This is a genomic window from Bradyrhizobium tropiciagri (genome assembly GCF_018130545.1).
Taxonomy (GTDB): Bacteria; Pseudomonadota; Alphaproteobacteria; order Rhizobiales; family Xanthobacteraceae; genus Bradyrhizobium; species Bradyrhizobium tropiciagri_A.
Genome location: NZ_JAFCKF010000006.1, coordinates 382,567 through 398,723 on the forward strand (window position 1 = coordinate 382,567; position 16,157 = coordinate 398,723).

11 protein-coding genes are annotated in these 16,157 nt (G+C 65.4%); 4 read left to right on the plus strand and 7 right to left on the minus strand.

Annotation, left to right across the window (positions count from 1 at the left end):
• Nucleotides 1-97 precede the first annotated feature (97 nt).
• A complete protein-coding gene (locus tag JQ616_RS26980) occupies nucleotides 98-1,396 on the minus strand; it encodes an MFS transporter (protein ID WP_212019801.1) in 1,299 nt (432 codons plus the stop codon).
• 174 nt (nucleotides 1,397-1,570) lie between these two features.
• Nucleotides 1,571-3,316: a gamma-glutamyltransferase gene (ggt, locus tag JQ616_RS26985; protein WP_212019803.1), complete on the minus strand. Its 1,746-nt coding sequence runs from the start codon at nucleotides 3,314-3,316 to the stop codon at nucleotides 1,571-1,573.
• Nucleotides 3,317-3,430: 114 nt separating this feature from the next.
• Here ggt and JQ616_RS26990 point away from each other — a divergent pair, with 114 nt between their 5' ends.
• Nucleotides 3,431-4,819, plus strand: coding sequence for an MFS transporter (locus tag JQ616_RS26990; RefSeq protein ID WP_212019806.1), 1,389 nt, complete (start codon nucleotides 3,431-3,433; stop codon nucleotides 4,817-4,819).
• Nucleotides 4,820-4,955: 136 nt separating this feature from the next.
• Here the strand turns inward: JQ616_RS26990 and purH are convergent, their stop codons facing one another.
• From purH to JQ616_RS27005, 3 genes are all read right to left on the minus strand, one after another.
• On the minus strand, nucleotides 4,956-6,548 hold the full coding sequence (purH, locus tag JQ616_RS26995; protein ID WP_212019808.1) for a bifunctional phosphoribosylaminoimidazolecarboxamide formyltransferase/IMP cyclohydrolase: 1,593 nt from the start codon (nucleotides 6,546-6,548) through the stop codon (nucleotides 4,956-4,958).
• A gap of 313 nt (nucleotides 6,549-6,861) precedes the next feature.
• Nucleotides 6,862-8,613, minus strand: a complete 1,752-nt coding sequence (locus JQ616_RS27000; protein WP_212019810.1) for a heparinase II/III family protein — start codon at nucleotides 8,611-8,613, stop codon at nucleotides 6,862-6,864.
• 149 nt (nucleotides 8,614-8,762) lie between these two features.
• The gene (locus JQ616_RS27005) at nucleotides 8,763-10,109 is read right to left on the minus strand and encodes an RsmB/NOP family class I SAM-dependent RNA methyltransferase (protein ID WP_212019812.1); all 1,347 of its coding nucleotides are present in this window, start codon (nucleotides 10,107-10,109) and stop codon (nucleotides 8,763-8,765) included.
• A gap of 187 nt (nucleotides 10,110-10,296) precedes the next feature.
• Between JQ616_RS27005 and JQ616_RS27010 the strand changes: the two genes are divergently transcribed.
• Both JQ616_RS27010 and JQ616_RS27015 read left to right on the plus strand, forming a co-directional pair.
• Nucleotides 10,297-10,524 (plus strand): DUF1674 domain-containing protein, encoded by a 228-nt coding sequence (locus JQ616_RS27010; RefSeq protein ID WP_212019814.1) that lies wholly within the window; start codon nucleotides 10,297-10,299, stop codon nucleotides 10,522-10,524.
• A gap of 52 nt (nucleotides 10,525-10,576) precedes the next feature.
• Nucleotides 10,577-11,185, plus strand: coding sequence for a thermonuclease family protein (locus JQ616_RS27015; protein ID WP_212019816.1), 609 nt, complete (start codon nucleotides 10,577-10,579; stop codon nucleotides 11,183-11,185).
• A gap of 131 nt (nucleotides 11,186-11,316) precedes the next feature.
• Here the strand turns inward: JQ616_RS27015 and JQ616_RS27020 are convergent, their stop codons facing one another.
• Together JQ616_RS27020 and acs are read right to left on the minus strand one after the other, a co-directional pair.
• Nucleotides 11,317-11,832 carry a L,D-transpeptidase gene (locus JQ616_RS27020; RefSeq protein ID WP_212019818.1) on the minus strand — a complete coding sequence of 172 codons (516 nt, stop codon included), beginning with the start codon at nucleotides 11,830-11,832 and terminating at the stop codon, nucleotides 11,317-11,319.
• 370 nt (nucleotides 11,833-12,202) lie between these two features.
• On the minus strand, nucleotides 12,203-14,143 hold the full coding sequence (acs, locus tag JQ616_RS27025) for an acetate--CoA ligase (protein WP_212019820.1): 1,941 nt from the start codon (nucleotides 14,141-14,143) through the stop codon (nucleotides 12,203-12,205).
• 829 nt (nucleotides 14,144-14,972) lie between these two features.
• Here acs and JQ616_RS27030 point away from each other — a divergent pair.
• Entirely contained in the window at nucleotides 14,973-16,130 is a 1,158-nt protein-coding gene (locus tag JQ616_RS27030) for a DNA topoisomerase IB (protein ID WP_212019822.1), read from the plus strand.
• The last annotated feature ends 27 nt before the right edge of the window (nucleotides 16,131-16,157 follow it).

Sequence of the window (16,157 nt, forward strand, 5' to 3'; positions counted from 1 at the left end):
CCTCACCCGGATTGCATCCGCCGATGCAATCCGGCCTCTCCCACAAGGGGAGAGGCGAAGCGGAGCAAGCGGGATGGTCATCGCATCACCTCACGTCCTACCCATCTGCATGCAACACGCGCCCGCGCGTTTCCGGCAGCGCGTAGGCGGCGATGAAGAACACGCCATAGGCCGCCACCGCGAAGATCGCGATCGCATTGGCGAGCGTGGTCGTGGTCGAGAGCGCGCCGACCAGGAACGGAAACAGCGCGCCGACGCCACGGCCGAAATTGTAGCAAAAACCCTGGCCGGACCCGCGCAGCCGGGTCGGGTACAGCTCGGTCAGGAACGCGCCCATGCCGGAGAAATAGCCGGAGGCGAAGAAGCCGAGCGGGAAGCCCAGCACCCACAGCACCTCGTTGGACAGCGGCAGCTGGGTGTAGAGCAGCACGATCGCGATGGCGCCGATCGAGAAGATCAGGAACAGGTTGCGCCGGCCGATCCGGTCGGCGAGCCAGGCGCCGACGAGATAGCCGATGAAGGAGCCGATGATCAGCGTCGCAAGATAGCCGGTCGAGCCGACCACGGAGAGCTTGCGCTCGGTGGTGAGGAAGCGTGGCACCCAGAAGGTGATCGCGTAATAGCCGCCCTGCATACCGGTGCCGACCAGCGAAGCGAGCAATGTCGTCTTCAGGATCGGGCCTTGAAATATCTCCAACAGCGAGGCGGGCCCGCTGCCGGATGCCTGCTGCTGTGCCATCGTCGCTGCCGAGATCTCCGGCTCGGTGACATAGCGGCGCAGATAGAACACCAGCAGCGCCGGCAGCGCGCCGATCACGAACATCCAGCGCCAGGCGTTTTCCGGCGGGAGCACCGAGAACAGGATCGCCTGCGCCAGCACCGCAAGGCCCCAGCCGATCGCCCAGCCCGACTGCACCGAGCCGACCGCGCGACCGCGATATTGCGGCCGGATCGCCTCGCCGATCAGCACGGCGCCGGCGGCCCATTCGCCGCCGAAGCCCAAGCCCAGCAGCGCGCGGGCGATCAGCAGCTGGTCGAAATTCTGCACCACGGCGCAGACCAGCGAGAAGAACGAGAACCAGATGATGGTGAGCTGCAGCGTCTTCACCCGCCCGATCCGGTCGGAGAGATAGCCGCCGAGCCAGCCGCCCACTGCGGAGGCCAAGAGCGTCACGGTGCCCGCGAGGCCGGCGGTGCCGGCATCGACCTTCCACAGCGTGATGATGGTGCCGATGACGAGCGGATAGATCATGAAATCCATGCCGTCGAGCGTCCAACCCGACGCGCAGGCCCAGAACGTACGCCGCTCCTGCAAGTTCATGTCGCGGTAGAAGGCGAGGAGGCTGGTGTCCTCGATCTCTGCGACTTCCATTGATTTGGATTCGGCCGTGCTCATGCGCGTTCCCCGGAGAAATCTTTCACCGGCTCTTTGCGATCCGCGGCCGGAGTTGCGCGGACCGACAATCTATCGCGATGTTGCAGGCAGGGCAAAGGCGCGCTTGCTGGCCTAGGTCTTTAGTTTGAGCATGATCTTTTCGGAAAACCGCTTCGCACTTTTCCGGATCAGGCTCTAGTATCCCGCGGCCTCCGAGCCGCGCGTGCGCGGATCGGGCGCGCCGAGCAGACCGCTGGTCGTGACCACGATCGAGTTCGCGGAGGAGTAGCCGAGCGGCTCGACCAGTTTGTGGCCCTTGGCCTTCAGCTCGGCGAGCACCTCGTCGGGAAAGCCCTTCTCGATCCGGACCTCGTCGGGCAGCCATTGATGGTGCATGCGGGGCGCGGCGACCGCGGCCGCGATGTCCATCTTGTAGTCGATGATGTCGACGATGATCTGGGTCACCGCGGAGATGATGCGGCTGCCGCCGGGCGATCCGGTCACCAGCACCGGCTTGCCGTCCTTCAGCACGATGGTCGGCGACATCGACGACAGCGGCCGCTTGCCGGGTCCCGGCAGATTGGCCTCGAAGCCGACCAGGCCGAACGCGTTGGAGGCGCCGGGCGCGGCGGTGAAATCGTCGAGCTCGTTGTTGAGCAGCACACCGGTGCCGTCGGCGACGAGGCCGACGCCATAGGGGAAGTTCAGCGTGTAGGTGTTGCTGACGGCGTTACCGGCGGCATCGACCACCGAATAATGCGTGGTGTTGTCGCCCTCATGCGGCTGCTTTGCGTTGCGCACATCGGTCCAGGGCGTGGCGCGGGCAAGGTCGATGGTCGCGCGCTGCCTGGCGGCATAGTCCTTGTTGATCAGCAGCTGGGTCGGCGCCTCGACGAAGGCGGGGTCGCCGAGATAGCGGGCGCGATCGGCATAGGCACGCTTCATCGCTTCGATCATCACATGCAGCGAGGCTGCCGAGCCCTGCTTCATGTCGGACATCTGAAAGCCCTCGAGGATGTTGAGGATCTCCAGCAGTACGACGCCGCCCGACGAGGGCTGCGGCATCGAGACGATGTCGTAGCCGCGATAGGTGCCGCGGACCGGCGTACGGATCACCGGCTGATAGGATTTCAGGTCCTCAAGCGAAAAGATGCCGCCGGCCTTTTTGATGCCGCTGACGAGCTTCCCGGCGACGGCGCCCTCGTAGAAGCCGCGTGGCCCCTGTTCGGCAATCGCAGTCAGCACGCCGGCGAGATCACCCTGGATCAGGCGGTCGCCCTCACGCAGCGGCGTACCGTCGGCGTGCGAGAACGTCTTGGCCGAATTCGGCCAGCGCGACATGCGGCGATACATGTCGTTCAGCGTGTCCGATGTATCGTCGGTGACGATGAAGCCGTCGCGCGCCAGATCGATCGCCGGTTTGAGGATCTGCGCCAGCGTGAACTTGCCGGAGCCGTATTTCTCCAGCGCCAGGGCAAGGCCCGCGACCGTGCCGGGCACGCCGATCGCGAGCGCGGAGTTGCGCGACTTGTCCGGATCGGGCTTGCCCTCGGCGTTGAGGAACATGTCGCGGGTCGTGGCCTGCGGCGCGGTCTCGCGATAGTCGATCGCGACATCCTCGTTGCGCGCGGCAAGATGGATCACCATGAAACCGCCGCCGCCGATATTGCCGGCGCGCGGATAGGTCACCGCCATCGCAAAGCCGGTGGCGACCGCAGCATCGACCGCATTGCCGCCCTGCCGCAAGATATCGGCGCCAACCCGTGCCGCGAGTTTCTCCTGCGCCACCACCATGCCGTGTTCGGCGCGAACGCTGCGAGCAGTGTCAGTGGCTGATGGCTCGTAGGCGCGGCGCTGCACCTGGCCGAGGGCTGATGTCGCGATGCCGGTCACCAGGAGAGCGGCAAACAGCCGCCGCGACATCATTGCTGTCAGCGCCATCGAAATGTCCTGCCCTGTCCATCGCCGTATCAGTCAAACCGGCTCATGCTATATGGGAGCGGATTGAAGCGGCAAAAGCCTGCCTGCGGTTCGAGTTGGGGAATATCTTTCGCGATGACGGCAACACGACAGACGGGCGCCGGTGAGGCCCACACCAAGGTCTATCCGGGCCGCGCCGCCGTCGTCAGCTGGATCTTCTTCGACTGGGCCGCGCAGCCTTATTTTACGCTGATCACGACCTTCGTGTTCGCGCCCTATTTCGCGAGCTTCGTCGCGCCCGATGCCGCGAGCGGGCAGGCGCTATGGGGCTTTGCCACCGCAGCCGCAGGACTTGCGATCGCGCTGCTGTCGCCGGTGCTGGGCGCGATCGCCGATGCCAGCGGACGGCGCAAGCCATGGATCGCGGTCTTCGGCGCGCTGCTCGTGATCGGCTCGAGCGCGATGTGGATCGGCACGCCCGGCAATCCCGGCATCATCCCGATGTTGCTGCTCGCCTATGCGATCGCAAGCGTCGGCGTCGAATTCGCGACCGTGTTCAACAATGCGATGATGCCGACGCTGGTGCCGCCGGACAGGATTGGGCGGCTCTCGGGCACCGGCTGGGCCACCGGCTATGTCGGCGGCATCCTCAGCCTCGTGCTGGTGCTCGGGTTTCTCGCCGCCAATGCCGAGACCGGCAAGACGCTGTTCGGCTTCACGCCGCTGTTCGGTCTCGATCCGGTCATGCATGAAGGCGACCGCATCACCGGACCGCTGACCGGGCTGTGGTTCATCATCTTCGTGACGCCGATGTTCCTGTTCACGCCGGACTATCCGGCGAAGCGTCCGCTGCGCGAGGCGCTCGGCGAAGGCCTGCGCGAGCTCAGGGAATCATTCGCGAGCCTGCCGAAGCAGAAGTCGCTGGCGCGATTCCTGCTGGCGAACATGATCTACACCGACGGACTGGTCTCGCTGTTCGCGTTCGGCGGCATTTATGCCGCCGGCACGTTCGGCTGGGACACGATCCGGATCGGCACCTTTGGCATCATTCTCGCGATCGCGGGGACGTTCGGCGGCTGGATCGGCGGCAAGCTCGACGATCGGTTCGGGCCGAAGCGCGTGATCACCGGCAGCCTTGTGATCCTGCTATTTGCGATCGTCGTGATCCTCACCGTGAACAAGGATTCCGTCCTGTTTATCCCGGTGGCGCCGCCGGTGCCCGGCGGTCCGCTGTTCGCGGGCGCCGCCGAGCGCGCCTACATCGTGCTCGGCTGCCTGATCGGCGCGACCGGCGCGCCATTGCAGGCGGCCTCGCGCTCGCTGCTGATCCGGCTCGCGCCGAAAGATCGCATCGCGCAGTATTTCGGTTTGTTCGCGCTGACCGGAAAGGTGACGTCGTTCATCGGGCCACTGCTGATCGGCGTGATCACCGCGGCCACCGCGAGCCAGAAGGCCGGCATGGCGGTGCTGGTGGCGTTCTTCGTGGTGGGATTGGCGCTGCTGGCGAAGGTGCGGGAACATTAACGACCGCCGTCGTCCCGGCGAAGGCCGGGACCCATACCGCGTGATCCATCGAAGGCGCGCTGGGGTTAGTCGCCCCTCACCAAGCAAGCCCGGTGGTTATGGGTCCCTGCTTTCGCAGGGACGACATCCAGATGGATCAGTGCCGGAAATGCCGCACGCCGGTGAACACCATGGCGATGCCGTGCTCGTCGGCGGCCTTGATCACCTCATCGTCGCGCATCGAGCCGCCGGGCTGGATCACGGCGGTGGCGCCGGCCTCGATGCAGGCTAGCATGCCGTCGGCGAACGGGAAGAACGCATCCGATGCGACCACCGAGCCCTTGGTCAGCGGCTCGGCGAGCTTCAGCTCGGCCGCCGCATCCAGCGCCTTGCGGGCGGCGATGCGCGCGGAATCGACCCGGCTCATCTGGCCGGCGCCGATGCCGACGGTCGCGAGATCCTTGGCATAGATGATGGTGTTCGACTTGACGTGCTTGGCAACCCGGAAGGCGAATTTGAGATCGCGCAGCTCGGCGTCGGTCGGCGCACGCTTGGTCGCGACCTTCAGGTTCATGTCCTCGATCACGGCATTGTCGCGGCTCTGCACCAGCAGGCCACCGGCGACGGTCTTGGCCGTGAGCCCGACTGCGCGCGCGTTCGGCAGGCCGCCGGCGAGCAGGAGGCGCAAATTGCGCCGGCCGGCGATGATCGCAATCGCCTCCTCGGTCGCGTCGGGCGCGATGATCACTTCGGTGAAGATGCCGATGATGGCGCGCGCAGCATCCGCATCGAGCGTGCGGTTGACCGCGATGATGCCGCCATAGGCCGAGGTCGAATCGCAGGCCAGCGCGCGGGCATAGGCCGTCGCGAGATCCGGGCCTTCGGCGACGCCGCAGGGATTGGCGTGCTTGACGATGACGCAGGCCGCGGTGCGCTGCGGATCGAACTCGCCGACGCATTCATAGGCCGCGTCGGTGTCGTTGATGTTGTTGTAGGACAGTTCCTTGCCCTGCAGCTGGCGCGCGGTCGCAACACCCGGCCGCTTCTCCGGCGTGGCGTAGAAGGCCGCGGTCTGGTGCGGGTTCTCGCCATAGCGCAGCGACTGGATCAGCTTGCCGCCGAAGGCGCGGAAGTCCGGCGCCTTGGTGTCGAGCTGCACCGCGAACCAGTTCGAGATCGCGGCGTCATAGGCCGCGGTGCGGGCATAGGCCTTGGCGGCGAGCCGGCGGCGCAGGCCAAGCGAGGTTGCGCCCTTGTGTGCGGCGAGCTCGTCGAGCACGGCCTGATAGTCGTTCGCCTCGACCACCACGGCGACGTCGTCATGGTTCTTGGCCGCGGCGCGGATCATCGCGGGGCCGCCGATGTCGATGTTCTCGATGCACTCCTCGAAGCCGGCACCTTTGTCGACGGTGGCCTCGAACGGATAGAGATTGACGACCAGGAGGTCGATCGGGGCGATGCCGTGCGCGGCCATCGCGGAGGCATGTTCCTTGTTGTCGCGGATCGCGAGCAGGCCGCCATGCACCTTCGGATGCAGTGTCTTGACCCGGCCGTCCATCATCTCCGGAAAACCGGTCAGCTCGGAGACGTCCTTGACCTTCAGCCCGGCCGCCGCGATCGCCTTGGCGGTGCCGCCGGTCGAGACCAGCTCGACACCCTGGTCGGCCAGCGCCCTGGCAAAATCGATCAGTCCGGTCTTGTCGGAAACGGACAACAGAGCGCGGGTCACGCGGCGAAGCTGCTCGGTCATATCGGAAAATCCCTGGCTGTTAAGGCAGCCGGGTAGCATGGTTTTGGGCGCTATGAAACCGGTGCTCAGGACCGATTCCCCTGAAAATGGCGATGATCTGGGTTGAATGCCCGGCTCCCTGCCCGTCGTTATCGTCCGGGCAGCATATCTATCCCCGTCATCCTGAGGTGCGAGCCTCTTCGGCGAGCCTCGAAGGATCGACGGCCATCGGCCGGGCCGATTCATCCTTCGAGTGCTCGCAAGGGCCCGCACCTCCAGCGACAAAGGCGAAGCCTTTGCGCGGGGATGACGGTTCAGATAGCGTGACAGTGCCCTACAGCGGCAGTTCCGGCTCGCGGCGGGCGTTGCGGCGGGCGTTGGTGGCGGTGGCCGAGGTCGAGGAGCGCATGAAGCTCCAGCGGATGGTGCCGGCCTGGCGGGCGTCCTGTCGGATCACGATCTGGGAGGTGCGGCGCGGGCCGTCATTGCCGGCCAGGAACACGCTGTCCTCGAGATCGACCTTGTCGTCCATCGCCTCGAAGGTCCAGACGTCGCGGTTGGGCAGCACCAGCATGACGCCGCGGGCATCCGACAGCCGGCTTGCCTTCACCGAGGGGTGCAAATGGAAGCGTAGCGCGAAATCGGCCTCGCTGCCCTTGATGCGGCCGCCCGGTGCCGGCGTCAGCTGGTCCTCGCCTTCGAGCCGTGTGCCGTCTTGCGAGATCATCAGCACGCGGCGGTGGATCACGCCGAAGCGCGAGAGATAGCCGTCATGCGAGGCGGTCAGCACGTCGCCGTCGGGAATGGCTTCGCGGTAGCTCTCGACGTTGCTCGGGCCGCTGGTGATCGGCGCGCCGCGCAGCAGCCGCTTCATCGCCGACAGCTCGACGAACTGGCACGACGAGGTCTCGCGATAGGTCAGTGTCGAATGCGCCGCGGTGGAGCGCGCGAACGGCCGCCAATTGTCGCGGCCGGTGTTGGGCATGCCGCAATTGACGACGATACGGCTCACCCCGGAGGACAGCTCGAACGACAGGCAGCCGGCATGCGCATCCTGGCTGACGCTCGCCGGCGGCGGCGCACCAGTGTCGATGATCAAAGCTGTGTTGCCGGCGTCGAGCCGCTGGAAGCCGGTGTGCGGCATGCTGGCCATCGGCACGCCGCGGGTATCGTCATAGGCGAGCAGCGTCGCGACCAGATCGGACGGTGCGGTCGACATGCCGTTGAACAGCGCGAAGCTGCCGTCGCCGTGCCGGAAGAAGCGCAGCATCGGCATCATGCGGTCGATCGCGTTGAGCAGCGCCGGCGGCGGCGCGATATTCCGTGCAGCAAAGGTCTGCCGCAGCGGCAGCAGATCGCTGAGCAGTTCGACCAGCGCGCCGGGATTGCGCGAGATGTGGCCGCCATCGGGCAGGATCTGGCGCTGCAATTCGTCGGACAGCTTGCGCGTCGCGGATTTGATGTTGCGCGCCTGGTTGGCCAGGCAGAGTGAGGCGTAGCACAGCGCGATCAGCACCTGCAGCCGCGGCACGCCGTCATTGTCGAGCGTGGCGTGGCGCAGATAGCGGATCTCGCGCGCCAGTCCGCGCAGATATTTGCGGTAGAATTTTCCGTCGGTGTCGCCGAGCACCAGTGGCGCCTGCGACAGCAGCGAGATCACCCGCCGCGCGCGCACATCGGCGCGGCGCTCCAGCGGCCGCCTACGGGCCTGGTTGGAGATCCAGTCGTCGACCAGCGAGCGGGCGTTGGCGCGGGTCAGCGCGGTGTCGGCGGCGCGCAGATGGCGCAGCCAGCCGAAGCCGAGCAGGGCGGCTTCCCAATCCTCCGACGGCGGCTCGAGATCGAAGATCGAGCGGCCGTGGCAGGTGACGATCTTGCCGGCGAACACGAATCGCCCGGCATAGATCTCGGCAGCGCGGGTGGCATCGGCGGTTCGCAGATCATGCGGGGCGATGATCAGCCGGTCGGTGCGGCCGGGCCACAGCCGCGACAGCGCAACCGTGCTGCCGCTGGCGCGCGCGAGCATGCTGCGGGCGAAGCGGCCAGCAATCAGCGTCGAGATGCGTCTGCTTTGAGCGACCGACACGCCTAACCTTGCGGGGAGGGAATTTTCAACGAATCCCTATTTAATCCGGAAACGCGGCCAAGACACCTTCTTGATATCCAAGACACCCTCTTGATACCGCACGAATCACTTCACGAAGCATCTGGAGCTTAGAAGACTGGAGTTTAAAATCAGGCCTTAACCAGCCGGGCCGCGTAAAAGCCGTCCAGGCCGCCCAGCCGCGGGTCGGCGTTGGGCAGATGGCTGGGCAGGGTGCGCAAATCGCCGTCGGCGGTAATGATGTCCTCGAGGCCGGCGACCTCGTCCTTCTCGATCGGCGCACGGCGCAGGCCTGATTCGCCGGCCAGCAGCGCGGCAATCGCCTGCTCGCCTTCCTCCGGCTCCAGCGAACAGGTGCAGTAGACCAGCGTACCGCCGGGCTTCAGCAGATGGATGGCCTTTTGCAGCAGCCGCTTCTGCAGCGCAGTCAGCGCAGCGATGTCGGCTTCCTGCCGCAGCCACGCGACGTCGGGATGGCGGCGAATGGTTCCCGTCGAGGTGCAGGGCGCATCGACCAGGATACCGTCAAAGCTCGCAGCTTCGGCCGGCCATTCCGCGGCGTCGGCGACCACGGTCTCGGCCTGCAAGGCCAGCCGGGTGAGATTATCGCGCAACCGCGCGACGCGCGCCGGCGAGCGGTCGATCGCAGTCACGTGCGCGCCGGCCAGCGCGAGCTGGGCGGTCTTGCCGCCTGGCGCCGCGCAGAGATCCGCGATCGTCTTGTCCTTGATGTCGCCGAACAGCCGCACCGGAAGTGCGGCGGCGGCGTCCTGCACCCACCATTGGCCTTCGGCAAAGCCGGGCAGCATGGTGACGGAACCCTGCAACAGCGTGCGCACGGTTCCCGTCGGCAGCGTCTCGCCGTGCAGCCGGCTCGCCCATTGCGGCGCGTCCGACTTCACGGTGAGATCGAGCGACGGTTCGTGGCCGAGCGCCAGCGCCATGTCGCGCGCGGTGGCTTCGCCGTAATGCGCGTTCCAGCGCGCCAGCATCCATGGCGGCAGGTCCAGTGTCTGCATGCTGATCTCGTCGATCAGCCCCTGGCCCTCGCGCGCGCAACGGCGCAGCACGGCGTTGACCAGCCCGGCATATTTCGCGGCGCGCCGGTCCGACTGCACCAGCCGCACCGATAGGTCGACCGCGGCGTGATCGGGCACGTCCATCCAGAGAATCTGTGCGGCGCCGATCAAGAGCGCGCTCTGCGCGCGCGGCGCATCGGTCGGGATGCCGCGATCGAGCAGGCGCGACAGCAGGTGGCCGAGCGTGCCGAGCTTGCGCAGGATGGTCGAGACCAGCCGGCGCATCAGCGCGCGGTCGCGATCGGCAAGCGATTTCAGGCCGGGATGCGCGCCGGCACCGTCGAGCTGATCGTCGAGCGTGCGATGCTTGTGCAGCACGCCGTCGAGGATGTCGGCTGCGATACGGCGTGCCGTGAGACCGGGGACTTCGGCAGGAACTGCAAATCTTGAAGGAGGCATGGAGCGGAGATATCTCGAAGGTGCTGAGTTTACATTCGGCTCATGCCATCAACTCGAAAACACCTCTGGCATGCGAATATGCCAAATGTAAGAATCGCCTTGCGGATTTCTTGATCGTGATGTCGTCACTGAGCCAGCACAGAGATACGAAACTCGCAGGCGGAAAGTTTAGCCAAGAAGGCCTGTCATGTCTGAGAAATCGCCATTGCCGACGCCGCCGGAACCCGCGCCGCGCAAGCCGCTGACGCCGGCCGCGCAGCGCGCGCTCGCCGAAGCCGCGGCGCGGCGCAAGGCTGCCGAGGAATTGGCGGCGCAGAATGCAGCCGCGCGGCCGAAGGAATTCCAGGGCCCGAAGGGGCCGGAACCGACGCGTTACGGTGATTGGGAGACCAAGGGAATTGCCTCGGATTTTTGAGGGTCTCTTGAGCGGTCTTGCCTGACGGTTCGACTCGGGCCAGTCTGGGAATATGTCCCCATACGAGAGAATAAATCCTTATCGTGGGACGGGACGCCCGCCCTTCCGCCGCTCACCATGGGGCCGCCGCGTCTCGGCGGCGCTGCCATGGGTGTTCGTTCTCGGCATCGCCGTCGGCAGCACATTGCCGATCCGCCAATATGTGCCTCACTGGATGCCGCTGCCGTCGCACTGGTCGCTGAACCGCGCGCGCGACAGCGACGCGATCTGGCAGCGGGGCGGCGCGCCTGACGCGCGGCACGCCGTCGATGTGATCCGGACGATCGATGGCGACACGTTCGAGGCGCGGGTGCATCTTTCGCCAGGCCCCGATCTCACTACGCGGGTGCGGCTGCGCGGCATCGATGCGCCGGAGCTGAAGGCGTCTTGTCAGCGTGAATTGCAAATGGCGCAGGCCGCGACGGTGGCGCTGCGCGATCTGCTCGGTCAGGGCGATGTCGCGATCTACAATGTCGGTCCCGACAAATATCAGGGACGCGTCGTCGCCGACGTTGCAACGAAGAAGACCGACAACGTCTCGGCAGCGATGCTCGCGGCCGGTCAGGCGCGGGCCTACAATGGCGGCCATCGCTTCGGCTGGTGCGGCTATTCTGCGCGCTAAGGTATGATCCGGAAAAGCGCGAAACGGCTTTCCGAAAAGATCATCTTCAAACGGCGTCGCGACGACGGCACAGGCGGCCAAACAAAAAAGCCGCGCGTCTGCGCGGCTTTCTCTGGAAGCGTTGTTCGCGATCAGCGGGTGACGACAACCGTGGTGCCGACCGAGACGCGCGAATAGAGATCGGTGATGTCGGTGTTCAGCATGCGGATGCAGCCGTAGGACACGAAGCCGCCGACCGAGCCCGGCACGTTGGTGCCGTGGATCGCGTATTCGCCGCCGGCCAGCGTCATCGCCGCGACGCCCATCGGGTTACGCGGCGAACCGCCGGCGATCACGTCCGGGATGCTCGGCTTGTCGCGCTTCACCTCGGCGGGCGGCGACCAGGCCGGGTTGCGATACTTGCCGTCGATGCGGGTGGTGCCGGCCCACTGCTTGCCGGACTTGCCGACGCCGACCGGGTAACGCATCGCGTGGCCGGAATCGAGAATGAGATAGAGCCGTCGTTCGTTGGTCTTCACCACGATGGTGCCCGGCTCATAATTGTCGGCGTGGATCCCGACCATTTCCGGCCGCGCTTCGGCCGTCTGCGACATAACAACAACAGCACCAAGGGTGGCAGCCAGCGCCACCGCAAACTTCATCGACATCAACCTCTCCACTTCCCAACAGCTCCCGCGAGGAAGCCAAAAACGAAGGTGCAGAGCCCTGAAAAAAAACCGGGCCCGCCGGTCTCACGCACGCAATATTAACCGCGTGTCTTAACCGAGTGGTTTCACGCCGGCCGCGAGACACGTCCAGATGGCGGGAGAAAAGGAAAACTTCGGATCAAAGTAAATGACTTGAAAACAACACTTGGCCACAAACACGCCGCAATGGCGCCTCGCCTCTGACAATCCCGTGAAATGCCCAATCCGATAGCGTTTCAAGCCAGCCGACGCCGGATCGCATGAAGAAAAGCGAAGGGCCGCGGCGGTGATCGCGCGCGGCCCTGCATGTCTTGATATTGCTGTCGCCAGCCTACTTTTTATTCTGCCGGTTCTGCACGAGGTCGTCGACCACGGCCGGATCGGCCAGGGTCGAGGTGTCGCCGAGGCTCGACGGCTCGTCCTCGGCAATCTTGCGCAGGATGCGGCGCATGATCTTGCCGGAGCGGGTCTTCGGCAGGCCGGGCGCGAATTGAATGAGGTCCGGCGAGGCGATCGGGCCGATGTCCTTGCGGACCCAGGCGACCAGCTCCTTGCGCAGCGCCTCGGTCGGCTCGGTGCCCTTCATCAGGGTCACGTAAGCGTAGATGCCCTGGCCCTTGATGTCGTGCGGGTAGCCGACCACGGCGGCTTCCGAGACCGCCTCATGCGCGACCAGCGAGCTCTCGACCTCGGCGGTACCCATGCGATGGCCGGAGACGTTGATGACGTCGTCGACGCGGCCGGTGATCCAGTAATAGCCGTCGGCGTCGCGCCGGCAGCCGTCGCCGGTGAAATACTTGTTCTTGTAGGTCGAGAAATAGGTCTGTTCGAACCGCGCATGGTCACCGTAGACGGTGCGCATCTGGCCCGGCCAGGATTTGGTCAGGCAGAGATTGCCCGAGGTCTCGCCGTCAAGCGTCTTGCCATCGGCGTCGACGATTTCGGGCACCACGCCGAAGAACGGTCGCGTCGCCGAACCCGGCTTCAGCTTGGTCGCGCCCGGCAGCGGCGTGATCAGGATGCCGCCGGTCTCGGTCTGCCACCAGGTGTCGACGATCGGGCAGCGATCGTCGCCGACCACGCGATAGTACCACTCCCAGGCTTCCGGATTGATCGGCTCGCCGACCGAGCCGAGCAGCCGCAGCGACTTGCGCGAGGTCTTCTTCACCGGCTCGTCGCCGCCCTGCATCAGCGCGCGGATCGCGGTCGGTGCGGTGTAGAAGATGTTGACCTTGTGCTTGTCGACCACGTTCCAGAAACGGGAGTTGTCCGGATAGTTCGGCACGCCCTCGAACATCAGCGTGGTCGCGCCGTTGGCGAGCGGCCCGTAGAGGATGTAGCTGTGGCCGGTGACCCAGCCGACGTCGGCGGTGCACCAGTAGATGTCGCCGTCGTGATAGTCGAACACGTATTGATGCGTCATCGACGCGAATACGAGATAGCCGCCCGAGGTGTGCAACACGCCCTTCGGGGTGCCGGTCGAGCCCGAGGTGTAGAGGATGAACAGCGGATCCTCCGCGTTCATGTGCTCGGCCGGGCATTCCGTCGTCACCATCTCGGCGGCCTCGTGATACCAGAGGTCGCGCGTCGGGTTCATCTCGATCTTGCCGCCGGTGCGCTTCACCACCACGACCCAATCGACGCCGCCGACTTTTTCGATCGCGGCATCGACATTGGCCTTCAGCGGCACCTTCTTGCCGCCGCGCAGGCCTTCATCGGCGGTGATGACCACCTTCGAGTCGCAGTCCTTGATGCGCTGGGCGAGGCTGTCCGGCGAGAAGCCGCCGAACACCACCGAGTGGATGGCGCCGATCCGCGCGCAGGCCAGCATGGCGTAGGCCGCTTCCGGGATCATCGGCAGATAGATCGTGACGCGGTCGCCCTTCTTGACGTTCCTTGTGCGCAGGATGTTGGCCATCTTGCAGACTTCGTCGTGCAGCTGGCGGTAGGTGATGTGCTTGGATTCGGAGGGATCGTCGCCCTCCCAGATGATCGCGGTCTGGTCACCGCGCTTCTCCAGATGGCGGTCGATGCAATTCCAGGCGACGTTCAGCTCGCCGTCCTCGAACCATTTGATCGAGATGTTGCCTGGCGCGTAGGAGACGTTCTCGACCTTGGTGAAAGGCTTGATCCAGTCGATCCGCTTGCCGTGCTCGCCCCAGAAGCCGTTGGGGTCCTTGACCGACTGCGCGTACATCTCGCGATATTTGGCGTCGTTGACATAAGCGCGCTTGGCCCAGTCGGCCGACACGTCATAGATCTTCTCGGACATCGCTTTCCTCCACTCATTGCCGATCGCATACGACGCGACGACAAGCCTTTATAATTCAAGCCGTCTTGATCATTGCCGCGATTATGCGTTGGCGCATTCCGGCCCGGCAAGGAAAAAGGACTGTCACTTTTGTCGCGTCGAAGCCAGCGGACGTCCGGCCGGCTTCCGTTTGTGACGGGACGATTTACCGTGCCTCATCGACGATGGAAACCTATGCTCCATCGTTCACCTGGGGTCACTGGTCTCTTGGTCGTAGTGATGTTGTGCTGTGCGCCGCGGGTCAGCCATTACAACAATGCCGGGCTCGACGACGATATTCCGGTGCCGATCTTGATCGATCGTGCCGCGCGATTGAGCGAACGATCGGGCGCCGCCGCAATGATCCGCGTCAACAATTCGCCGTTCGGCGATTTGCGTGACCCGAGGCCCGCCGGTCGAAATGTGTCGAGGCGACGCCTGTCGTGAGGCGGTCATCCCTGCTGCCGGGCAAGCTGTTCGGCCAGTCGATGACCGCGACATCCGGCGGCGCCGCGAGAAGGGCACGATCTCTGACCTGTCCGGCGCGGCAGATCGTCCGGGCCCGCCTGTCGGGAAGCGGTTCCAGGACCGTGCTCTCGTCATTTTGACCGATCTCGGAGGGGCTAAAATCAAGGTTAGCGGGCGAATGGCACCCATGAAAGGTAATTAGAGACCGTCAATAACCGATTCGCGACTCGCAATGTCAGTCCTGACGCCCTAAATCGCCAAACCGAGGCCCGACGGCCCACCGGAACGAAGCCCGAAGCAACGGCATTACCGGGAGAACAGCGGAACAAGGCGTCTAGTCAATATGATGGATCAGCAGAACATCGCGGCTGTGCGGCCCATGTCCGCCGATCCCGCTGTCGCCCTGGCGAAGGCGCTGGGCCAATGGCCCAACCCAAAGCCGTCCAGGATCAAGCTCGACGCTCCCGCCGCCATCAAGACCTCGGTCGAAGACCTGGCGCGCGATCTCGGCCTGCGGCTCGGCGACCAGAACGAGCTGACCATCCGCCGGGTCAAGCGCGGCAAGACCTATTCGTTCGTTCGCGCCAATGGCTCGCGCGTCCGCGACGCCCGCACCATCCGCCGGCTGCACGCGATGGCGATGCCGCCGGCCTATCGCCGGGTGCGCTACTCCACCGATCCGAACACGCATCTGCAAGCGGTCGGCCTCGATGCGGCCGGGCGGCTGCAATATCGCTATCACGCCGATTGGGAGAAGGTCCGCGAGCAGCGCAAGGCGCATCGTCTGGGCAAGCTGGTGGCCGCGCTGCCGAAGATCCGGCGCAAGGTCTCGGCGTTCCTGTCCGGCGACGAGCCGACGCGCGAGTTCGCGCTGTCGGCGGTGATCGAGCTGATCGCGCGCACCGCGATCCGGCCCGGCAACGAATCCTATGCCCGTCTCAACGGCACCCGCGGTGCCACCACGCTTTTGAAGTCCAACGTCACGCTGGAAGACGACAGTCTGGTGCTGACCTTCAAGGCCAAGGGCGGCAAGGCAGTGCGCAAGGAATGCGACGCGGCCAAGCTGGTGCGCGCGATCGGCATTCTGCGCGACGTCCCGGGCAAGCGCATGTTTCAGTATTACGACCGCTCCGGCGTCGTCCGCGCCGCCTCGACCACCGCGGTGAACGCGTTCCTGCGCGAGCTCGCCGGCATCAAGATCTCGCTGAAGGATTTCCGTACCCTGATGGCGTCGGCCGTCGTGGTGGAATCGCTCTCGCGGATCACGCCGGCCGCCAGCCAGCGCGGCCGCAAGCGCCAGGTGCTGGACGCGATCCGCGCCGCCGCCGACCAGCTCTCCAACACCCCGGCGATCTGCCGCAAGAGCTATGTCCACGACACCATCGTCACCGCCTTCGAGGACGGCATCCTCGAACGCTTCGCCGCGACGATGGGTGGCTACCGCACCCAAAGCAAGCGCGAGCAGCTGCTGGCGCAGGTGGTGATGGCGGCGGGGGCGTAATTCTCCGTCGTCCCGGCCTTCGCAGGG